We start from the raw sequence: 21,545 nt of genomic DNA, 5'->3' as shown, positions 1-21,545 counted from the left end.
ATGTGCATTACATCATATTCGAGAAATCGTTGATCAAGGTTTCCTTGATGTTCTTTGCTTCAAGATCATCATAGGGGAACAACTTGATTTCGCTGAGCGCAGGCAAATTTGCAGGACCAGGAAGCTCGGTTGTCACGACTCTTCTGTTACGAGTCGAACGAATAATCTCGTAAGCTTCCAAGCTGGTGATAAAGTCCATGAACAATTCGGCAGCCTCGGGATTGGGTCCGTTTGCAATGATACCGGTAGCATCAAAGCGCGCACCAGTTCCCTCTGAAGGATATACATAGGTAACTGGGGAACCTTCACCAATGTATTTTCCGATATTGGACTCACCGGTGACAGTGATGGCATATTCTCCGCGGGCAACAGATTCAGGACCTGCTGTGGAACTTGCTGTGAACACTGCATTCTTGGCGAGCTTTGCCAAGAACTCATTTCCATACAGCTTGTGTAGCATATACACCTGAGCGTATGCAGAGCCGGAAAGAGCCGGATTGGCCAAAATGATTTCACCTTTATAGCGGGGATCAACGAGATCTGCCCAGGATTTCGGATAATCGGAACTCTTAAGAAGATTGGTATTTACCATAATTGCCTGAAGCGGCATTGAGGACCCGTAGAATCTCGGTACATCTGCGCTATCGCGTACTGAGACATCAATCTTTGCATGATTGACTGACTTATACGGGGCTAGGAAATCATAGGCTAGTTCCATGTTTTCCTTCGCAACCATCAAGAGAATGTCTCCATCAGGTTTCGGCTGCTCAGAATAGAGACGATTCACCAATTCTCCAGAACCAGCCCGAATGATGCTTACCGTAATTCCAGGTTGTTTCTCGTTGAACTTCTTTACGAGAGCTTCGGCCTCATCCTCACTGGCTCCACTCCAGATGGTGAGCTTGTCAACTTTTTTCTCTTCACTTGCACCTTGTGCAAACAAGGGATTGAAAAAGAGAATCAAAGTGAACAAAACAATAAGTGCTTTTTTCATACCATGCCTCCTATGTGTTGGTACGTTCTTGAAACCAAGAAAGTAAATTTTCCATAGTATATGTACGACATGAAAGAAAACGCAAGTTTTATTTTTTCTTTTTTTATCTATTAGCGTATATCAACTTTTCTTTTATAGATATTTTTCCAAAGACAGCAATTTTAGACAATAATACGCAAAAAACTTCTATCGTCAAACGATAGATTTCCTGCGATGAGGGGTTTTGTCGCCCTGCAAGTGGAAATCATCAAGGGATCATGGGTCAATTGGTGTTCCAGTGCATCTTCCGTCTGGGCCAAGGTTGGAAAAAGGTGTGGATATCCATCACTGGCCAACACGACTTCGGTCGAAGTATCGGGTAGAACAACAATCTGTACTTGCTCATAATCAGAAAAGAAACCATCCAAAACGGCATATGCAAAATGAGACGGATTATCTGAATTTTGAAACGTAGGTTGCAATTGCATCAAATCATCGAGTTTTCCTTGAATCTCCTGAGGATTTGCCAAGAGGTAATCTGCCGTTTTCCCCTGCATCAGCGCATGTTCGACCAAGAGAGTACGAACATCTTCCATAAGCGTATCAATGGCCTTATGTCGCGTCGTCAGCACAGAATCGACCAATGCCTGGCAATCGCCAAGAACCCACACTTGCCTATGGTATCTGCTTACAATAGCAATATATGCCGAACAGCGCTTTGCAGGATTGGTGAACGCTGTATCTTCAAGACCTTGCATCTGATACCAAGAGAGTATTGACGCATTCAGAGCATGAAACGCTTGCACCATCGTTACCTCGGGATCCATTGTAGAAAGGGTTGCAAGAAGGCACTCCTTGGCGATAAGCCCGCTGCTTCGTTCTGAAGGAACCAATGATAAACGGCTGGTACACCCATCAATGACGGCTCCAAAGTGCTCATTGGCAAACACGCCATCCTCACACAAATCAACCTTTCCTCTTTTTCCAATACACAATTGCTCTACTACTTGCATCCACTACTCCTCATCACCGTGTTGAATTCCTGTAATTTGCTGAAGAAGATAGCGCGTGTTATACCCAAAATCCTCCACCATTTCCAATACCAGGTTGGCGTCGGATGTTAACAAGAGTTCAAGTACTTGGTGGGCTGGAAACCCATATTTATCGAATGTATGATGGTCGTCCGAATAATGTTGGACATGTGCATTCGTAGCATTGCTGTGCAAATGACAGTTAACCACCTTTTGGGTTGCAAGAATCCGTTGGATGGCTGGCAAATAGGGAAAGCCATAGACAAAACTGGATATCCATAAGTGGCCAACATCGAGACAGAGATATACATCATCGAGCTCAGCTAGCTGTTCCATCTCTTGGGGAGTCTGAAAGAGATATCCTACGCGTGGATTCAGGTTTTCGACGGCCAACTTGACACCATATGACTTGGCAAGCTGTGCAACGTTTTTAAGCTCTTTGAAAGCCTGGGTAGCATGGGAACGATACACTTCCTGTTTTGGGTAGTCAGGACCACAAATGGCACCATCAGCATGCACTATATATGGTGAAAAGGAAGGAGCATCGAGCAATTTTTTTCTGGCCGCGTTTGCCGAGGGCATCGACGAATCACAGACATAGCCGGGATGAAGGACCACAATATCCGCTTTACAAGAACGTGCGGTTTCAAAGCTCTGGAGAATGGCATCATAGCTTTCAGCAAGAACAGCCGGGTCGAGACTCCCAAAATTGGGAAAAATGGGGAGCGAAGGACAACAAGCATGTACCGATGCAATGCAGCCAGCAAGCATCGGACGAACTTCAGATAGGAGTTGCTTGCTCATTTTATAGGAGAGCTCATAATACATAGAGGGAAATTCAGTTTTATATGCTGCAATTTCAGATGCAGAAGAAAACCCAACGAGAGACATTACCTGTTTTTGCATAGTCAAGACTCATCCACTACCAAGATTTTTACTCCGTGGCTTTCAATAATTGTCCGAATTTCATCTGAAATGGCATCGGTTATAAGGTAGTGTATAGCAGGCCAATCACATACTTTTGCAAGAGAAAGATGTTCCATCTTCGAACTATCCACCAAAAGGCAAACCTTAGAGGCACTTTGGATCATCGTTTGCTTGGTATCGGCTTCAATAAGGTTCGTACAATATACGCCATGCTTTGCAGAATACCCGGCAGCACCAAGGAAACACCAATCAGCATGGATTTGTCGATAGAACTCTTTTGAGAAATTTCCCATAAGTCCCATCGAAGGCCTTCTTAAAATTCCACCAGCCATCAAGAGATCAACCTTTTCAGCATGCATCAATTCCTGCATAACCAATAAGGAGCTGGTAGTAACTGTAATAGGCAAATCAGCAATAAATTGGGCTATGTGCAACGTAGTACTACCATTATCGATAATGATTGACTGACCACTTTTAATAAATGTTGACGCAAGTTTGGCAATCGCCATCTTCTGCACGGTAAATTCGTTGATGGTTTGAGAGATGAATCGGGAACTGCCCGATGCCTCTGCAGTGACAGCACCGCCATGTGTTCGCACCAGCAGGCCTTTTGTCTCCAATTCATCCAAATCGCTACGGATGGTAACCTTTGAGACATCCAACAAACGAGCAAGATCTATTACTTGCACAGACCCATCCCGAACAAGCACCGAAAGAATCTCTTTTTTCCTAGCTCCAGGATTCATGGCCTCTCCTTACCAACAAACACGAATACCTGTATTGTAATAAGGCTAGAGAAATTTGTCATCCTTTTTCTTTTTTGCTTTTTTGCTTTTCTTTAACTTTCTTTTTGCAGACTCTGTATTGGATGGATTATCGCTTCCCTCCACAGCTTTAGCTTCTGTCCAATGTCCAAAGTATAGGCAGGACTGGTGGAAGGCAGGGTCTCAAACTGAACGGTGACAGGGTAATACCCGATGAGGCGGCGATACAAGTCTGCCGCTTTCTTTCCGTTGAACAGAATGATTCTCAACTGGGTATGTTCATCGATGAACTGCCTAAGATCATTGGCAATCACCTCAGTATAGGCCGAGTCGGCCGAGCCCTTCCTCTCGAATTGGGCAAGCACATCCCACAAGGCGATATCGTTTGCAAGAAGCAAATCCCACTTCTGCTCATAATTCTCAATCGGACCGGCAAGTATGGAAGCCATAATCGGCCAGAACGCATTGCGTTCATGGCCGTAGTATTGTTGCTTCAGGCTGGAAACCACACTCGGGCCGGTCCCGAGAATCAAGACAGAGCTATTCGCTGTATGGATGGGTGCAAAGCCCTTCAGCATCCAAGGTACGCCTTCACCCCATCGGCAGAAGAAACCCCATCCATAGCAGCACTGACAATGCCACCTGCATACCCGGCACCCTCGCCACAGGGGAAAAGACCGGTATATTCGGGATGCATTTTGCTTTCAGTATCCCGGGGAATCCGAACAGGACTGCTCGTTCTGGTTTCTGCCGCCAATAAAAGCGCATCGTTGGTCAAGAACCGTGAGGCTTTCTTTCCGAAGGCTTCAAAAGCGAGAGCGAGACGCGTTGAGATGAAGGCCGGGAAGAGAGCGTGCAGATCAGCATTCACCAAACCAGGGAGGTACGAGGTTTCACAAAGGTCCTTTGAGCGGACATGCTTGACAAAATCCACCATGCGCTGAGCCGGAGCCTTAATGCTCTGATTCGCATAGGCGAAGCTTCGCCTCTCCAAGGCTTCCTGGAACTCCAGCATCGCCAAAGGCCCACTGAACTTGTCAGAAGGAAGATCCTCTGGGTGCAGTTCAACCACCATACCGCTATTTGCAAACTCGCCTTTTCGGTCTGAGGCACTCATTCCATTGACCACCTGCTGTCCGGCTTCGGTTGCCGCAGGAATCACAAAGCCGCCCGGGCACATGCAGAACGAGTAGACGCCCCTGCCCTCCACTTGATGGACAAAGGAGTATTCAGCTGCAGGCAGGTATAAGCCCCGGCCCTCTTCCTGCTTGTATTGCATCTGGTCGATCAGGTGCTGCTTATGCTCAAGGCGCACGCCCATAGCCATCGCTTTGCTCTCTACGGCAATACCCTCGGCATGAAGATACCGATACATATCACGGGCGCTATGGCCGGTAGCAAGAATCACGGGTCCAAAATAGGTTGCACCATCAGAAGTTTGCACCCCTTCGACCGTAAAACCTTTTCTCAGCAACGCGACTACCTTGCTTTGGAAATGAATCTCCCCTCCGTGGGAGAGAATCGTATTGCGAATCGCTTCGATCACTTGGGGCAGTTTATTGCTGCCGATATGTGGGTGGGCATCACACAGAATATCCAAGTCTGCACCATGCTGGCACAGCTGGTTCAGCACCTTGGAAACATCACCACGTTTGGTGGCGCGTGTATAGAGCTTGCCATCGCTGAAAGCCCCGGCTCCACCTTCGCCAAAGCTGTAATTGCTCTCTGTGTCCACAATGCCGGTACGGACCAAGCCGGCAAGGTCCTTCTTGCGCTGGTGCACATCCAATCCACGCTCCAAAAGAACGGGCTTTAATCCCAGTTCCAGAAGCCTGAGGGACGCGAACAGCCCAGCCGGGCCAGCTCCGACAACGATGACACTCTTTGCCTCGCCGACATTCTGGTAGGTTACCTCTTCAAAGGGAACATCCTCGCCTGATGAGGAGAGCCTGATTTGCAGGTCTACAACAACGGGTCGACGACGGGCATCGATGCTGCGCCTGAGTATGCGGACATTGCCAATGTCACGGACAGGAATGCCTGCTTGTTTGGCAGCAGCTTGTGTAAGAACGGAAGTATCGGCGGCCTCCTGGGGAGACAGCCTAAGGTTGATATCAATTTGCATATCCGTATTGTATCTGCCCTGCTCTAGTAGGGTCAATGAAGTACTCCTTCAAAACTTCATATTCCTCCTAGGACTATCCATATACTCTTGGCTAACCGTACATATTGGAAGCATACCGTTTCGGCATACAAACCAATGAGGAGACACCTACATGTCACGGATACGAATCACGTTCCTTTTAGCATTATTGCTTGGAACTCCACTTTTTGCCCAACAACTTACCCTGCAAGAAGCCTTACAAAGTGCACAAGCCACCAACAGTATTGCCCAGAATGCCAAGATTACCTTGGAAAAACAACTAAACAAAGCCAATATAAACAGTTATCTGCCTTCAATCGATCTCTCGGTGGGCGCATCGGCTTCAATAAGTCTCCTGGATCAGGAAAGCAATGCACTCATAACACCTACGGCGTCCGTTTCGTTTTCGCTCTCCAGCTCAGATCGCTACACAAAAGCATCCAATACGTTGCTTGCCAAAACCGCCCAAACAGCCTTTGGCACCAGCATACAAAACCTGAAAGCGCAGGTAACACAAACATATTGGAATGTAACGGCAGCCGAACTTGCCTATGATCAGCAGCTACTGGACTATGAACAGAAAAGTATATCGAATGCCGCTATCCAAGCACAATTCGATAATGGCAAAGCCAACACACTTGCAGTCAGTCAGGCAAAGCTGGCCCTCTTTCAAGCCAAACTCACCGTAGAGAGCAGAAATAACGACTTTGAAACTGCTAAACAAGCACTCCAAAGGTTAATCGGCTACGAAATCGAGGGAACCTCTGATGAGCTCATGGAAGTCAGGGATCTCAAAAATTTGGAATTTCTGCAGGAACTCTCGCTTAGCACCACATCCATCAAACAGCTCAGCTACCAGGTGGAACAGGCCGAGCTTGCACTGAAAAAGGTACGAGCATCAAGTGCCTCCCCTGTCGTTGCGATGAATGCATCAACTTCCTTCTCAGGCTCCCTATCCACCAGCAGCTCACAAATCCGTGACACCACAAAAGTCTCTGTCTCTGTTTCCTTTTCCCTCGATCCCTATCTGCCCAACTCCAGCGCTCAAGTCACCTTGGAGAATCTGCAGAAGGATATCACCCTTGCCAAAAACACCCTGGAGCAAGGGATTAAGGACATACAACAGGAAGTACAAACACTCTACCAGAGTCTTTTGCAGATCAAAGCTAATCTTGAGTACCTGCTCGAGTACCAAAAAGTGGCCGATGAGACCTACAATCTGACGCTTGCCTCCTATGAGGCAGGGGAGGTCCCCTATCTTACCTTGCAAGAGAGTGAACAACAGCAGCAGAACGTCCAGCTTTCCATTCTGCAACAGAAAGTCGACTACACCGTAGCACTCTACAATCTGGCTTACCTTTTGGAAACCGACATAAATACCATCATCAACGAATAAGGAATCATCACATGAAATCATTATCAATGCTGGAACGCATCACCACCATCATCCTGCTACTGATCTGTATTGTTCTGAGTGCGGTCATTATCCTACGTTTTGCCGGCAACACATCCGAATCTGCAACGAATTTTGGAGGTATGATGGCGCGATCAAGCGAAGCCTCCGTTGTCAATGTAGCCGTCCAGGAAGTCACCCATGCCACCTTTACCCGAACAACCACCTTAGGCGGCGAATTGACCAGTGAACGCGATGCAGTGTCGGTGAACAGCACCCTTAGCGGTAAAGTGACCGAGGTTCTGGTAAAAGAAGGACAAGCGATAGCCAAGGGTGACCCTCTTTTAGTAATCGACCCCTCTACAGCAGGCAGCATCTATAAAAGTACCACCATCACCAGCGTTATGGATGGAGTTGTTTACTCTGTATCAGCCTATGTCGGCCAGCAGGTAGCCAATGGGACAACACTTGCCACCATCGGGAAAACCGGGGACCTTGTAATAGAGACAGCCCTGTCGGAGCGGTATCTGTCCAGCCTTCATACCGGTCTTGAGGCAACGTTCACCACTGCTGCCTGGCCGAATGAAAACCATACAGCTCTCGTTTCCCAGATCGGCACCCAAGTAAATACCTCGAATCGAACGGTCAAGGTCACCCTTACCCCCCAAACGCAGGACACTCGTTTCAAGGAAGGAATGTTTGTTTCGGTAACCCTCATAACCGAAAAGCTAGAAAATGTATTGGTTATACCCAGTGATGCCGTCACCACCTATCTCGGCGAGCCGGTGGTCTATATAGCTGAAGAAGGCATGGCAAAGCGGGTGGCTGTGACCATTTCCGTCTCCGATGACAACCACAGTGTAGTGACCAGCGGACTGTTTGGAGGAGAACAGCTTATTACAGCTGGATCAGTGGTTGAGGGAAGCCGAATTTCCGTCATCGAGGAGCAGGTATGAAACTGAGCGAACTTTCTGTACGAAGACCGGTATTGATCAGCATGATCTACCTCTTATTGCTACTCATTTCTCTTTTATTTCTCAAGGACCTGGATATTGCACTCTATCCTTCAGTGGAGATGCCTGTTCTCTCCGTCATGGTGGAAACCGGTGACGCAGGTCCCGAGGAGGTCGAACAACAAGTAACGAAAATCATTGAAAATACCGTTGGATCACTTGAGAGCCTTGAGAGCATCACCAGCCAGTCATCGGACGGTAGATCGATGGTCATGCTGGAATTTGCCTACGGAACCGACCTCGATGAGGCATCGAGCAGCCTGGAATCCCTGTTAAGCAGAGTAACCAGACAACTGCCCAGCTGGGCGGAAACTCCCTCGGTTATGCGCTTTGATATGTCCTCCTCCTCAACCTTCATGCGCCTGATGCTCAGCGGTTCACTGGATGAGCAGACGTTGAAACAACTAGCCGAAGATACCATCTCTCCCTTGTTGTTACGAGTCGAAGGAGTCAGCCAAGTCGAGGTCAGGGGAGCCGGAGACACCCAGATTCAAGTTGTCATCGATCCCATTCGCCTTGAAGCGTATGACCTGACCCTTTCAGAAGTAAAGAATGCACTCGCCCTACGCAATGTCCAGGGTAAAGTGGGAACCATCACCCAAAACCTCATCGACTACTCCATCACCCTGGATGAACGGTTTACCGACCTGACGACCATCAGGGAAACAGTGGTAACGACCATCGATGGAGTTCCTATCCGAATCGATGATATTGGAACTGTAGCAGAATCGTTGGAAACAGGTTTCAATGAACAGTACCTCGACGGTTCTCCTGTTGTCACACTCAGCCTCTCCAATGCATCGGACAGCAATGCCGCCACTGTTGCCAACAGCGTACAGCTACAATTGGCAGTTATCCAAAGCCAGTTGCCGGACGGCATCAAGCTGGTGATTCAGCAGGACTCGACAACTATGATCTCCTCCACCCTGTCGGAGGTATACAAGAGCGCCATCCAGGGTGTCGTGCTGGCTGCATTGGTGATATTCCTGTTTCTGAGGAACATCAAGGCTACCTTGATTATCAGTCTATCGATGCCGATCTCAATCTTCTTCACCTTGATGATGATGTCACTGATGGGCATCACCATCAACAGCATGAGCATGAGCGGGTTGATCTTAGGCATCGGTATGATCGTGGATGCCTCGATCATCATCCTTGAGAATACCTACAAATATCGTGAGGCGAAGCACAGCAGCGCTGCATCGGCGATACTGGGAAGTCAGAACATGAGTACGGCAATCCTTGCCTCAACGCTGACCACCATCTGCGTATTTCTCCCGCTCTTCATCTATAAAAACCAATTGCAGATGATTGGCATCATGTTCCAGGATTTGATCCTCACCGTATGTATTGCCTTGTTTGCTTCGCTCCTCGTCGCACTGACCTTGGTTCCGGCACTCAGCGGTAGTATCCTTCGTCTCGATACCCGGATACAGAAACCGCTGAAATGGAAGGTCCTTCGCTATATCGATGACTTCTACGTCAGAGTGGAAGCCAAGCTGGAGCAGGCGTACGCACACGTTCTCTCATACTTTCTGCGACACCGATTTCTGCTTATCGTGCTACTGGTATTGCTGCTTATCTTCAGCCTTCAGTTCTTCGACGGCATCGGAATGAACCTCACCCCGCAAATGAATGCAGACGATACTGTCACGCTTTCTCTCACTCTGCCCAGTGGAACAACCAAGGAGGCAAGCCGAGAGGAACTGTTCAGGATCCAAGAGCTCCTGATGGAAGAGTTGCCCTCTGAGGCATACTCCCAAATCATGGTTCAGGTGGGAACCTCCAATACGGGTTCAATAGAAATTGGCCTCCCTGATATCACTCAGCAGCACTATACGGCCAATGAAGTCAAGCAATTGATTACGCCCCTCTTGGCAACCAACCCCTCTGCATCCTGGACATTCGGGGGAGGCAGAGGTCCGATGAGCAGCAGCCCCATCAACATCAATGTGAGCGGATCCGATACGACGACGCTTACCCAAACGGTGAATGAGATTGCCACCATCATTTCCTCCTTCGTCCCCGAAGCCACCAATGTTGCAACCGACCTATCCAATGGATCCCCGAAGGTCAGCGTAGAACTCAATAACCAGCTGATGGATGAGTTGGGCATCTCGGTAAACGAGGTTGTTTCCACGCTCTCATCAGCGCTTGCAGGGTCAACAGCAACCACCATCACCACCATGAACGTCGACCAATCCTATGCTGTGGTGGTTTCCATGGACAGTGCAAAGTATGCATCCATCAGTGATCTTGGGAACCTCTTGGTAAGCAGCAAGGGCGGCAGTGTCCATTTGGACAGTTTTGCCACCTTCTCTACGTCTACAGCCCCTGCATCGATCACACGCGAGAATAAGGTACGTGTCAACCATGTCACAGCCAACCTCGGTGAGGGGTATACTGCCGATGTGGTCCAACAGAAGATCCAAGCGGCCCTTGATCAGCATCTGTTGGTTGCTGATGGTGTTAAGGTAAGCCAAGGCGGTGACATGCAACAACTCACCGAGTATGGCTCAACGTTGGTCATCATTGTCCTGCTTGCCTTGGTACTGGTCTTTGTAGTTATGGCAGCACAATTTGAATCTTTGGTTGATCCTTTCATCATTTTTGCAACCATACCGCTGCTGCTCATCGGTGTTATCTTTATTCACATCATCACCGACCAAGCATTCACGCTTTTCTCGGTAGTCGGTATTGTTGCCTTGATCGGAGTAGTGGTCAACAACGGTATTGTACTGGTCGACTCCATCAACCAACTGGTCAGGCAGAAAATGCCGGTCAAGGAGGCCTGCCTCACTGCAGCCCGAACACGGCTCAGACCAATTTTGATGACCACGTTCACCACGGTTCTCGGGCTTGTTCCGCTTGCTTTCTTCCCTGGTGAGGGTGCTGAAATGATGCAACCTATCGCCCTTACCTTCATCGGGGGGTTGGTGACTGCAAGTTTTCTGACTCTCTTTCTCTCCCCTAGTTTGTATTCACTTTTCAACAAACGCAGGGAGAAGCGATTCTTTGATCCCAATAGCCTTGCAAACCAACTTGCAGTGTTTGACAAGGAGGGGAAATAGTTCTTCAAGACGTTCTCTCCAAACGTTCGTTGGCATGCCTCGAAAGGGGCATGCCTTTCATTGCCTAACCAAAGCCTTTATGATACTGTTTGGCCCATCATGGAACACAACCTTGTCGTAGGGCAGCTCTTAGCCCTTTTGACTGCTGCCTGTTGGGCACAAAACTCAATCATCTACCGTCATATCGGAGCAAAAGTCGGCTCGGATGCTGTCGCCCATGTCAGGATGTGGATTGCCCTTCCCATGATCTTCCTGCTCGCATACTGGGTGGAGGGAAGTTGGTTCCCCACCTCACTCAGCGCGCGTACCTACCTCTTCCTGCTTGCAAGTGGAGCGATCGGGTACTTCTTCACCGACATGCTTCTATTCAAGGCATATATTCTGCTCGGAGCGAGGGAATCCATGGTGATCATGACCCTCTCCCCCGTCGTTACCGCTTTCTTCGGGTTTTTACTGTTTGATGAGCGGTTGAATCTGATCCAAATCCTTGGAATCTTCATCACCATCTCCGGCATTGCCTTAATCGTATTGCTGGATGCCCGTACCAAGGTTGCCAAAGAGGAGCACGACACAAAAACCAAAGGGTTCATCTATGCAATTCTGGGCTCCGCTTTGCAATCACTATCCTTCTTATTGGCAAAATTCGCTCTTGATGAAACAGGCCCCATCTCCACCAACCTGCTTCGTAATTTGGGAGGACTTGCCTGTTTTATTATTTTTAATTTCCTGTATAAGAGGAATGCTGTTCAGCACTTCAAAGTCTTATCCAACCGCCGCTACCTCCTGTTGTTGGTAATGGCTGCCTTTGCAGGTCCGGTACTGGGCATGTCCAGTCAAATGAAGGCGTTTACGCTTGCCCCGGTAGGAATTGTAACCACCATCACCCAAGTCACGCCGATCCTTTTGCTTCCATTCGATTATTTCATCCTGCACAAACGCCTGACAGCATCGAGTTTGGCGGGCACATTCCTCTCCATCGCCGGGGTTGCCGTGCTCTTTCTGGCAGCGTGATACAGCTTGCCTAGAGCCCCGCTTTTCGCTACGCTCAACGTATGAATGTACTCTCACTGGAAGCTGTCTCCAAGACCCTGAAGGATGAACCCCTCTTTGAAGGGGTGAGTTTTGGCTTGGAGGAAGGCGATCATGTGGCCCTCATCGGCCGCAACGGACAAGGAAAATCCACCTTTCTCAAACTCATCGCCGGTTCAATCGTCCCCGATAACGGTACTATCGCCATGAAAAATGGCACTGATTTGGTTATGCTCGAACAAGGCGTGCAATTCGAAGAGAATGACACGGTTGCAAGCTACCTCCATTACGGGCAGGGAAAGCGCATCGAAACCTACCGCGCCTATCACAAAGCCTTGGAGAGCGAACACAACGAAGCACTTCTAGCCCATCTCACCGAGCAGATGGAGTTGGTTGGTGGATGGAATCTCGAGAACGATTACCAATCATTGTTGGGAGAACTCGGCCTGTACGATGTTCAAGGCCAAACCATGTCCAACCTCTCAGGCGGAATGCAGAAAAAGGTTGCCCTCGCCCGGGTCCTCTGCGCCAAGCCTACCATGCTCCTGCTCGATGAACCAACCAACCATTTGGATATCCAAACCATTGAATGGTTGGAGCAATATCTGAAAAACAGCAATGCAACCATAATACTGGTCACTCACGACCGCTACTTCTTGGATGCCGTATGTTCTGCAATCCTGGAAATGGACAGCGGATCCGTTTTTCTTCATCCCGGCTCATTCTCCTCATACCTTGAGCGCAGGGAAGAACGACTTGAACGGCTGCAAAAAGAACAGGACAAAATCAAGACCATACTCAGACGGGAACTTGAATGGTTAAAGCGCGGCCCGAAGGCCCGTACCGGCAAGGATAGTGGAAGGAAGGACCGCATTGAAGCTTTGCTTAGCAGTCAGAGTTCAATCGCAGATGAAGAGATGCGTAGTTTCAGTTCGCACTCCCGTCGTATGGGGAAGAAAATCCTTGAGGCAAAGCACCTTAGCAAACGATACGATGAGAATGTAGTGATCAAGGACTTCTCATTTTCCTTCATCAAGGGAGCACGGATCGGGGTGGTAGGACCAAATGGAAGCGGCAAGTCAACGCTGCTCGACCTGTTATGCGGATATCTGACGCCCGATGAAGGAAGTTTGGATATCGGAATAAATACCGTTTTTGCCTATTATGACCAAGGCGGCAGGGCTCTGGTAAGTGACAAGATTATCCTCGAATTCGTTGAGGATATTGCCGAACAAGTGGTATTGGGCCCCAACCAAATTGTAAGTGCGGCCAAATTCCTTGAGCTTTTCGGGTTTCCTGCATCCATGCACCGCCAAAGCATTGCAAGTCTTTCAGGGGGAGAGAAACGGAGACTGTACTTGGTTTCCAGACTGCTTTCCAATCCAAACTTCCTGCTTCTGGACGAACCGACAAACGACCTGGACCTTCCTACCATGGAGAATCTGGAACAATATATCCAAGACTTCGCAGGCTGTACGCTTATCGTCAGCCACGACCGTGCATTTCTCGATCTCACCTGTGACGAGCTGTTCATCCTAGCCGATGATGGATCGGTTACCTATGAGACCATGCGCTACAGCCAGTGGCGCGATCAGGAAAAAGAGAAAATCGTGAAAGCCGCCCCCACCGCTCTCGCCCCTTCGGTACAGAACAAAAGAAGCGAAAAGAAGGGTTTGAGTTTTCGGGAACAAAAAGAATTCGAGCACATCGAATCTACTATTGAAGCAATGCAACAGCAACTGGCAGCCTTGGAAGCAAGTTTTGCTCTAGCACAACCAACCAAAGAGGGAACGCTCGCTGAGCGGACAGAGAAATACCATGCACTACGTACTGAACTTGCACGTTTGGAAGATCGCTGGCTTGAGCTTGCACAAAAAAGCTGAGGCCCTCCTCCTTGCACTCCTCATCACATTATCAACGCCTGCCTTTGCTCTCTCTGTAACCTCACTTTCGGTGGGAAGCGGCAACGACTGGTACACCATGGGATTGGGGTACAATCAAGATGATGGACACTCGTTTGGCGGGTATACAGCGGTGACTTTCAGCAACAACTTGGTCCTCAACGCAGAAGCCAAAGCCTTTACCGATCGTATCGAAAGCAATCTGCGCCATGATGAAATTCAAATCAGCGCCTCCTATCCATTCCTCTTCCCTGTATCGAAGAGAATCGGTATATCCGTAGTTGGATCAGCTGGCATGTTGCTTGCCGGGAATTTGGGAATGCAGAATATTCAAACCAGCTTCCACAGCCTCATCAGCCGCGATCATGTCAATCTCGTCTACTACGATGACCAGTTCAGACTCCACCCACTGCTTTCGTTGCGCATACAAGGGGGATGGCTCTATGGACACGCATTGTTGGGCTTGGAACTGGGCTACTCGTATGTTCATGCTTGGGAGCAAAGCCTTCAAGCCAACATGTTTCTCTCCTATGCTTCCCTGCTTACGGTACGACTTGGGTATCTGGCTAAGGACATAGAGGGTATCGATACCAGCCAAGTCATTCAAAAAGAGCGGTATGAGGGATTGAGGCTATCGTTTAGCTATGATGGAGGCCTGCTGGAGACATCCTTCTATTCCTTTCTGCAATCGGGTTTCTCCTATGGATCTTTCGGCATCAACCCCCTTGCTCTATCCTACTCAAAAACCTATCAACAAACCGATTTCACGTTCACCAGCGGCGTCCTGTACAATATGGAAGGCCATCAGAACCGCTTGATAGCCTTTTCCTTCGGCTCCGTCAGTTTTGAGACCCGGCATACCAATGGGCCCATGCTCAATCACTGGGAGGACCAAAACGACCGGATGAATCTCGGGTCCTGGCTGTTGGGGTATCGCTTCCTCTATGAACGGGAGACATCCATGTTCGATCCTTACGTAAAAACACTGGCGGGACTGTGGCGGTTCAATCTGCAACAGAACTTCACTACCACCTTGGTGGAAGAAGTCAGGCCGAGTATTGGAATCGAAACCGGAGTAAGGATTGGGACTCAGCGGTGGTGGGTTATAGGAAATACGAGCTACCATCCGCGCTTGGCAGTGAGTCTGCACTATGTGTTCGGTACTGATTCACTCAGGGAGAATCCTGCAATTGCATATTTTGAGCCACATACCGGACCCTGGATTCTCATGGCCGGCATCGTGCTCGATATCGATCACGACCTCACCTAAAGGAAAAACTTTCGAAGAGTGTTTGTCCATCCAAGCCCAGGGAAAACTGCCAAAGCCCGGGACCTAAAAGATAGGCAAACTGGGCGAAGGGTCTGAATGCAACCGAGGAACCACCCAGTATTGCATTGCTGGTCAGGCGGGCGGCGAGAGCTGTTGCACCTTCCCAAACCAAGGCTTCAGCATTCAGATACCAAGCACTCTGGGCTATCAGTTCCAATCCAACACCGGTAAGGCCACCGTACGGAATGGGAATATCCAACAAACCCAATGGGAACCGGAATGAAGTTGAGAGCCGAAGTTTCACATTTCCATCCTGCATCGGGGTGAAGGAAAACAAGGTAAAGTTACCACTGACATTCAAAGAAGTGGTGCCGATTACGTCCAAGCCAAAATGAAGCATGGCTGAGGAATCGAAAAGCCGTACCTGCGTATCAGTTGAAAGGAAAGGAACCGGTTCAAGCGTGTTGCTTTGAACCATGACACCCCCGCTTACAGAGAAGGAAGGCGGTCCAAAAAAGTCGGCGGTACGCTCATTGCGGGTCTGCTTTCCGTACCCAAGCAATAACGCACCGGTTGCAACAAATCCACTCTCATTCCATGCAAGGGAGAGTTGCGGTTGCAGGTTCAAGACTTCAAAGGAATAGTATGTAGTATGAGAAATGAGGGGGAACTGTAAGGCAGAATATGCATAGCTTACATAGGAGCCATATGCGGAGAGATACGTGTTCAGTTCAAGGCCTAAAGCTACTGCATAAGAGCCGGCAGTATAGGTATAGGTCAGATCGGTTACCGGCTTTGCTCCCCGTATCGACCACCCGACGCTACCGATGAGGCTTTGTTTTCTCAGCAGGCTGGTAGTATGAAACCAGACTCCAGGCTGGAACTGATTCGCCTCCACGAAGGGAAACGGTAGGGCAATATTGAATTGCAAGCTGTCATAATAGGCGGCTTTTGGATACGTAACAGAAGCTACAACCCCTTCACCGGCAAGAGGTGCCCGAAAGGTAACCTGTTCAATGCTTGGGTTTTTCAGTTCAACCTTCTTAACAGCGAAACCCTGTGCTGTATACGTTTCATAGAAAAGCTCATGCCCTACCAAGGAGGCGTTGTAGATTCCGACGGGGTCGGTATGCACGAGGTGTATCTCACCGGTATCCAAACGATACTGATAGAGCTGCAGCTCCTTGATAAAGAGAACCGAGGAATCATTGTCGGTAAACCTAGGTGAACGCAGTTCATCAGCAGTGGGACCTACAAGCAGCAAAGGTTTCTTTCCCTCCTCTAGCAGGTACAGTGAGGAATTGCCTTGTTCCATGGCTACATACACAACAGCCGATCCATCATGATTCAATGCCGGTTGGAGAAAACTCACCCGCTCTTGTGATGCCAGCGTTGTAATTTCCAAGGTATCGTCATCCAGCTCAACCAAATCATAGAAGCTGCCGTTGACACTGCTGGCAACAATGCGCGAACCATCGCGGCTTATGGCAGGCTGCACCAACCGCTGTTCATGGGTAAGCCGCCTGGCCTTGAGACTTGCAAGATCGAGCAAGTACAGATCGCTGTAACTGACAGAGGCCAAGGAGAGGGAGGATGGATGGGTTGCGTCCGCCCAAAGCGAGGAGAACACGGCTGAATCTTGTGCAAACGAGAGGGCAGAGCCTCCATCCAGACTCAGTTCCAATAATTTCTCAGTACTTCCATCCTCTGTGTAGCGATAGACGGCCCTTCCCTCGTCGGGACTTTGCACAAAGCCTATCAGTCCAATCGAAGTGGACGCGGGAAGGAACCGATCGCCTTGGATGGGTTTTGCAATAAGACCATCCAAGGAAAGGGAAACCTTTTCCCTCTCCTGCAATGCAAAGGAGAAGATTTCCTTCGCTGAGTGTCCGGTTACTTTCTTAAAAGCAGGCGTGAGCCCAAAGAAGGGAAGCGCTGCAAAGCGACGGTTGATTTCGGCAAAAGCTGAAAGGCCGTAGTGACGGGACAGATAATCGATCATCACATATCCGGTGACATAGATACGATCGGAGGGGTTGAAGGGACCGTTGTAGGCGCCTTGGGTGAGTGACCACATCGAGTCTTGCGCCAAGGATGTCTGGTAAATTCGTGCAAACGGCAGGGAGTCGCCTCTTCCCCCACTGGAAACAAAGGCCGTCTCGGCATAGGTGGTGACACCTTCGATCCACCAGCCGGGCATAAAGGCCGTACTCATGGCCGTAATCTCAGGTCCGAGGAACCTCAGGAATTTTGCCGGCCCGACAGCGCTGGTGAGGTGGATGTAATGGGTCAACTCATGAATGAAGAGACTTCTGAGCCAATACTGGGTTCTTGAACCGATGAAGCGGTCGTCAGGGCTGGTTACATACAGGTAGACTGCGGAGGGGAAGTTGATATAGTACCCGTTCGCCCAAGCGGTCTTGCTCGTTATCACCACAGGTACCGGGTCGTTAGGAGTATGTGCAAGAAAACCTGTAAGTTCTTCAAACACCTCATCAGCAAACGCTGCTACTTCCTGTGCATAGAGGTAATCATACGCTTCGAAGATGATTTGCGTGTGTTCGGTCGTAATCTGCTGATATGAAGAAGCAAACAGCGAACTGGTTGCTAGAAGAAGCGCAAATAGCAGAACTTTCATACGAACCATGACACACTCCTTGCCCTACTGTACTGCAACCTGCTTTGACAGTAAAGAAAGGAGAGGTACGTACTGAAGCAAGAAGACTGCTATCAAGGAGAAGCTACCATACAGAACATCCCGCCTTTCGGGCGGGATGCTCTGCCATAGTAATGATACTTATGCGATGGTGTGAATCCAGCCCTCGGGGGCTTCGAGTCTTCCCATTTGGATACCTGTGAGTGTATCGTACAGCTTTTGGGTGATAGGACCCATCTTCTCCATGCCGCTGGGTAGGTAGATTACTCCCTTTTTGGTGGTAATCGAGCCGATGGGAGAGATGACTGCAGCAGTGCCGCACAGCCCTCCTTCAGCAAATTCAGCAACTTCATCAAGTGGAACCGGACGCTCCTCGGTCTCGAGGTGGAGAATTTCCTTGGCAACATACATCAGTGAACGACGGGTGATGGATGGCAGGATGGAAGGACTCTTGGGGGTTACCACCTTGTTGTCCTTGGTCACAAAAATGAAGTTCGCCCCACCCGTCTCCTCAACGAAACTCTGCGTTGCTGCATCGAGGTAGAGGTTCTCGGCAAATCCATTCTTGTGCGCTTCATGTCCTGCATACAGGCTCATGGCATAGTTCAGCCCACCCTTTATGTGGCCGGTACCACGCGGGGCTGCCCGGTCGAATTCGCTTACCTGCAACTTCAGTGGCTTGATTCCACTCTTGAAATACGGACCGACAGGAGTACAGAACATTCTGAAGGTATATTCAGGAGCCGGGGCAACACCGATAACAGGACCACTGCCAAAAAGGTACGGACGAATATAGAGCGTTGCTCCACTGCCATAGGGAGGAACAAATGCAAGATTGGCTTTCACCAGTTTATCCAGGGCATCGATGAAGCGATCATGGGGGAACGGAGGCATCAGAAGCCTGTGAGCGGTATCGTACATGCGTTGGGCATTGAGATCGGGACGAAAGGCAACTACCTTTCCATCGATGGTGGTATATGCTTTTAGGCCTTCGAAACAGGTCTGGGCATATTGTAGAACCCCTGCGCTCTCGTTGATGGTTACATTGGCATCTTCAACCATTGCTCCGTCATCCCACTGGTTATCTTTCCAGTACGAGACATACCGGCTATCGGTCTTGGTATAGCTGAATCCAAGACTGCCCCAATCAATGTTCTTCTTTTCCATACGATGTTCCTTCGGCCGCAGAAGACCCTTGTGTGACTTATATTAGGGGGCATTGTACAACTTCGTATGCATTTCGTCTATTTATATGCAGGTTTATTGCATATAAATAGACAAATATCGCATGATTACTGGGTTTTCAGGGCTGCATCGAAGGCAATCGAGGAACTACTAAAATTTATTTTCTTCACGTAGGCACAGCTCTCGGTAGCTCCGAAAACCCTGTCCATACCTGAATCCTCCCACTCCACCGACAGTGGTCCCGTATAGCCGGCGCGGTTGAGTTCTCGGATAATCCCATCAAAATCCACATTTCCATGCCCAACGGAAACAAAATCCCAGCTTCGACGCGTATCGCCGAAGGGAAGGAACGAGCCCAGGATCCCTGCTCGGGGATTGCTTTTTAGCTTTACATCCTTCATATGAACGTGGTAAATCCGATTCGCAAAATCCCTTGCGAACCCTACCTCATCCACTCCCTGCCAAACCAGATGACTTGGATCAAAATTGAGTCCAAGGGTTTTCCGGTAGTTGAAAAGTTTGAACAGCCGTTCGGTTGTATACCAATCGAAGGCGATTTCAGTGGGATGCACCTCCAAGGCAAAGCGCACATCACACGCATCAAATACATCGAAAATCGGGGTCCATAGGTCATGAACGAGCTGAAAACCCGCCTCAATCATTGCATCGCTGGTTTGCGGATAGGAGTACCAACGAGCCCAGATGGGAGATCCGGTAAATCCATTCACCACAGAAACCCCAAACTGTTGGGCAGCACGAGCGGTATCCTTCATTTCCTCGATGGCCCAAGCCCTGATCGCTTCAGGCTTGCCGGCCAAATGGGAAGGGGCAAATCCATCCAGACGCTCGTCCCAGACATCACAGACACATTGGCCGGTCAAATGGGCGCTGATCGCCTTACAGGCAAGACCATATCGGTTCAGAGTTTCCTGCACCATAGGAAGGTAGGAAGGATCATGCAAAGCTTTCTGCACATCAAAATGTGCATGGGTGGCAAGCTCAAGCCCCTCGTAGCCCATATCTTTTGCAAGACGGCAGAGGTCTTCCAACGGCAAATCCCCGAATTGGCCTGAAGCCAAGGTAACCAAACGACTCATATTCTCTCCCCTCTTATTCAAACTGTACACACTCACCGGTTTCGCTGCTCATATAGATGGCATCGGTGATACGCATCAGGATTAAAGCCTCAGCTGGTGTGTTCATCGGTTTTTTCCCTTCTGTGATGCTCTGGACAAAATTGACGGCATTGGCCACCCTGCCCATGGTTTCATCCTTCTGTACCAGAATCTTTCGATTCACCTGCCTACCGTACTCCTCTGTGAAGAGCATGGCGGTATCACAACTGGTTTCATCCATACCATCGATACCAAACAGACGTTCCACCTTTCCTCCAGCCTTACTGCCCTGGAAGGTCACAGAAACCACTTCACGCTCATTCATCTCAGCCCATGAGTTGCGGATCATCAAGGACTGACCGTCCTTGAAGGTAACCATGGCATGACAGGCTGTCTCCACATTCGTTTTACCGTTGCCGTCGGCGATACCCCAAGGCCCCTTGAATGCCGGATTTCCCATGAAATCATCAAAGGTGACACCAAGCACCGACTTCGGTTCTGGATAACCCATGAACGAGAGCGCGAGATCGATCATATGCAACAGGTCGATTACCGGTCCGCCGCCTGAGAGATCCTTGTCGGTGAACCACCCGCCGAATCCAGGGATACCCGCTCTGCGGATCCACGTTGCCTGCGCTGAGTTGATCCTGCCTACGTCTCCATTCTCGATATACCGATACATCACCTGGCTTTCAGGTCGGCAACGGTTGTTGAAACCAAACATCAAATGTTTGTTTGCCTTTTGGGCTGCTTCATACATCAGAAGCATTTCCTTGGCATTGCGGGCCGGCGGTTTCTCGCAATACACATGCTTGCCTGCCTCAAGGGCTTGTATGGTCAGCGGTGCATGAAATTTATTCGGGGTTACGATGGAAACTGCATCAAGCAACGGCATCTGATCAAGCATGGCCTGCAAGCTTGGATAGGTATGCGGTATTCCATACTGGTCTGCAAACCGTCGGGCACGCCCTTCATCGGAATCGGCGACAGCAACTACATCAGCTCCTGCAGCAATAAAACCCTTCACATGATAGGCGGCCATTCCACCGGCTCCAACTATTCCAATCTGCATGG

16 protein-coding genes are annotated in these 21,545 nt (G+C 49.3%); 6 read left to right on the top strand and 10 right to left on the bottom strand.

What is annotated here, in order from left to right:
* Nucleotides 1–7 precede the first annotated feature (7 nt).
* The 6 genes from SPIBUDDY_RS05220 to SPIBUDDY_RS05195 form a co-directional block, all read right to left on the bottom strand.
* Nucleotides 8–994, bottom strand: coding sequence for an ABC transporter substrate-binding protein (locus SPIBUDDY_RS05220; RefSeq protein ID WP_013606713.1), 987 nt, complete (start codon nucleotides 992–994; stop codon nucleotides 8–10).
* A 161-nt stretch (nucleotides 995–1,155) separates the two neighbouring features.
* Complete coding sequence (locus tag SPIBUDDY_RS05215) at nucleotides 1,156–1,986, bottom strand: hypothetical protein (protein WP_013606712.1); 831 nt, start codon at nucleotides 1,984–1,986, stop codon at nucleotides 1,156–1,158.
* A gap of 3 nt (nucleotides 1,987–1,989) precedes the next feature.
* Nucleotides 1,990–2,910: a sugar phosphate isomerase/epimerase family protein gene (locus SPIBUDDY_RS05210; protein WP_013606711.1), complete on the bottom strand. Its 921-nt coding sequence runs from the start codon at nucleotides 2,908–2,910 to the stop codon at nucleotides 1,990–1,992.
* 2 nt (nucleotides 2,911–2,912) lie between these two features.
* Complete coding sequence (locus SPIBUDDY_RS05205) at nucleotides 2,913–3,677, bottom strand: DeoR/GlpR family DNA-binding transcription regulator (RefSeq protein WP_013606710.1); 765 nt, start codon at nucleotides 3,675–3,677, stop codon at nucleotides 2,913–2,915.
* 92 nt (nucleotides 3,678–3,769) lie between these two features.
* The gene (locus tag SPIBUDDY_RS05200; RefSeq protein WP_013606709.1) at nucleotides 3,770–4,273 is read right to left on the bottom strand and encodes a DNA-deoxyinosine glycosylase; all 504 of its coding nucleotides are present in this window, start codon (nucleotides 4,271–4,273) and stop codon (nucleotides 3,770–3,772) included.
* Nucleotides 4,267–5,820, bottom strand: coding sequence for an NAD(P)/FAD-dependent oxidoreductase (locus SPIBUDDY_RS05195; protein WP_041381103.1), 1,554 nt, complete (start codon nucleotides 5,818–5,820; stop codon nucleotides 4,267–4,269). Before SPIBUDDY_RS05195 ends, SPIBUDDY_RS05200 begins: the two co-directional genes overlap by 7 nt.
* 151 nt (nucleotides 5,821–5,971) lie before the next feature.
* On the opposite strand from SPIBUDDY_RS05195, the gene SPIBUDDY_RS05190 reads away from it, so the two are divergent.
* The 6 genes from SPIBUDDY_RS05190 to SPIBUDDY_RS05165 all read left to right on the top strand — a co-directional run bounded on the left by SPIBUDDY_RS05190 (nucleotide 5,972) and on the right by SPIBUDDY_RS05165 (nucleotide 15,515).
* Nucleotides 5,972–7,234 carry a TolC family protein gene (locus SPIBUDDY_RS05190; RefSeq protein WP_013606707.1) on the top strand — a complete coding sequence of 421 codons (1,263 nt, stop codon included), beginning with the start codon at nucleotides 5,972–5,974 and terminating at the stop codon, nucleotides 7,232–7,234.
* An 11-nt stretch (nucleotides 7,235–7,245) separates the two neighbouring features.
* Nucleotides 7,246–8,187: an efflux RND transporter periplasmic adaptor subunit gene (locus SPIBUDDY_RS05185; RefSeq protein WP_013606706.1), complete on the top strand. Its 942-nt coding sequence runs from the start codon at nucleotides 7,246–7,248 to the stop codon at nucleotides 8,185–8,187.
* Entirely contained in the window at nucleotides 8,184–11,315 is a 3,132-nt protein-coding gene (locus tag SPIBUDDY_RS05180) for an efflux RND transporter permease subunit (RefSeq protein ID WP_013606705.1), read from the top strand. The genes SPIBUDDY_RS05185 and SPIBUDDY_RS05180 overlap by 4 nt, the downstream gene beginning before the upstream one ends.
* A gap of 99 nt (nucleotides 11,316–11,414) precedes the next feature.
* Complete coding sequence (locus SPIBUDDY_RS05175; protein ID WP_013606704.1) at nucleotides 11,415–12,326, top strand: DMT family transporter; 912 nt, start codon at nucleotides 11,415–11,417, stop codon at nucleotides 12,324–12,326.
* Nucleotides 12,327–12,367: 41 nt separating this feature from the next.
* The gene (locus tag SPIBUDDY_RS05170) at nucleotides 12,368–14,227 is read left to right on the top strand and encodes an ABC-F family ATP-binding cassette domain-containing protein (RefSeq protein WP_013606703.1); all 1,860 of its coding nucleotides are present in this window, start codon (nucleotides 12,368–12,370) and stop codon (nucleotides 14,225–14,227) included.
* On the top strand, nucleotides 14,205–15,515 hold the full coding sequence (locus tag SPIBUDDY_RS05165; protein ID WP_013606702.1) for a hypothetical protein: 1,311 nt from the start codon (nucleotides 14,205–14,207) through the stop codon (nucleotides 15,513–15,515). The genes SPIBUDDY_RS05170 and SPIBUDDY_RS05165 overlap by 23 nt, the downstream gene beginning before the upstream one ends.
* Here the strand turns inward: SPIBUDDY_RS05165 and SPIBUDDY_RS05160 are convergent.
* From SPIBUDDY_RS05160 to SPIBUDDY_RS05145, 4 genes are all read right to left on the bottom strand, one after another.
* The gene (locus SPIBUDDY_RS05160) at nucleotides 15,508–18,162 is read right to left on the bottom strand and encodes a TolB family protein (protein ID WP_013606701.1); all 2,655 of its coding nucleotides are present in this window, start codon (nucleotides 18,160–18,162) and stop codon (nucleotides 15,508–15,510) included. The genes SPIBUDDY_RS05165 and SPIBUDDY_RS05160 overlap by 8 nt on opposite strands.
* Before the next feature lie 150 nt (nucleotides 18,163–18,312).
* On the bottom strand, nucleotides 18,313–19,359 hold the full coding sequence (locus SPIBUDDY_RS05155) for a branched-chain amino acid aminotransferase (RefSeq protein ID WP_281047970.1): 1,047 nt from the start codon (nucleotides 19,357–19,359) through the stop codon (nucleotides 18,313–18,315).
* Between the two features lie 104 nt (nucleotides 19,360–19,463).
* Nucleotides 19,464–20,453: a sugar phosphate isomerase/epimerase family protein gene (locus SPIBUDDY_RS05150; protein WP_013606699.1), complete on the bottom strand. Its 990-nt coding sequence runs from the start codon at nucleotides 20,451–20,453 to the stop codon at nucleotides 19,464–19,466.
* A gap of 13 nt (nucleotides 20,454–20,466) precedes the next feature.
* Complete coding sequence (locus SPIBUDDY_RS05145; RefSeq protein ID WP_013606698.1) at nucleotides 20,467–21,543, bottom strand: Gfo/Idh/MocA family protein; 1,077 nt, start codon at nucleotides 21,541–21,543, stop codon at nucleotides 20,467–20,469.
* Nucleotides 21,544–21,545 lie beyond the last annotated feature (2 nt).

It is taken from the genome of Sphaerochaeta globosa str. Buddy, from assembly GCF_000190435.1.
Lineage (GTDB): Bacteria > Spirochaetota > Spirochaetia > Sphaerochaetales > Sphaerochaetaceae > Sphaerochaeta > Sphaerochaeta globosa.
Note: the sequence above shows the minus strand (reverse complement) of the source record. Positions and strands in the feature narration are given on the sequence as shown.

Excerpts from the sequence above, each read along its gene's own strand:
- SPIBUDDY_RS05160 (WP_013606701.1), bottom strand. The coding sequence starts at position 18,162 with ATGGTTCGTATGAAAGTTCTGCTATTTGCGCTTCTTCTAGCAACCAGT.
- SPIBUDDY_RS05195 (WP_041381103.1), bottom strand. The coding sequence starts at position 5,820 with ATGCAAATTGATATCAACCTTAGGCTGTCTCCCCAGGAGGCCGCCGAT.
- SPIBUDDY_RS05200 (WP_013606709.1), bottom strand. The coding sequence starts at position 4,273 with ATGCTGAAGGGCTTTGCACCCATCCATACAGCGAATAGCTCTGTCTTG.
- SPIBUDDY_RS05210 (WP_013606711.1), bottom strand. The coding sequence starts at position 2,910 with ATGCAAAAACAGGTAATGTCTCTCGTTGGGTTTTCTTCTGCATCTGAA.
- SPIBUDDY_RS05145 (WP_013606698.1), bottom strand. The coding sequence starts at position 21,543 with ATGCAGATTGGAATAGTTGGAGCCGGTGGAATGGCCGCCTATCATGTG.
- SPIBUDDY_RS05180 (WP_013606705.1), top strand. The coding sequence starts at position 8,184 with ATGAAACTGAGCGAACTTTCTGTACGAAGACCGGTATTGATCAGCATG.
- SPIBUDDY_RS05205 (WP_013606710.1), bottom strand. The coding sequence starts at position 3,677 with ATGAATCCTGGAGCTAGGAAAAAAGAGATTCTTTCGGTGCTTGTTCGG.
- SPIBUDDY_RS05185 (WP_013606706.1), top strand. The coding sequence starts at position 7,246 with ATGAAATCATTATCAATGCTGGAACGCATCACCACCATCATCCTGCTA.
- SPIBUDDY_RS05215 (WP_013606712.1), bottom strand. The coding sequence starts at position 1,986 with ATGCAAGTAGTAGAGCAATTGTGTATTGGAAAAAGAGGAAAGGTTGAT.
- SPIBUDDY_RS05220 (WP_013606713.1), bottom strand. The coding sequence starts at position 994 with ATGAAAAAAGCACTTATTGTTTTGTTCACTTTGATTCTCTTTTTCAAT.
- SPIBUDDY_RS05175 (WP_013606704.1), top strand. The coding sequence starts at position 11,415 with ATGGAACACAACCTTGTCGTAGGGCAGCTCTTAGCCCTTTTGACTGCT.
- SPIBUDDY_RS05190 (WP_013606707.1), top strand. The coding sequence starts at position 5,972 with ATGTCACGGATACGAATCACGTTCCTTTTAGCATTATTGCTTGGAACT.
- SPIBUDDY_RS05170 (WP_013606703.1), top strand. The coding sequence starts at position 12,368 with ATGAATGTACTCTCACTGGAAGCTGTCTCCAAGACCCTGAAGGATGAA.
- SPIBUDDY_RS05150 (WP_013606699.1), bottom strand. The coding sequence starts at position 20,453 with ATGAGTCGTTTGGTTACCTTGGCTTCAGGCCAATTCGGGGATTTGCCG.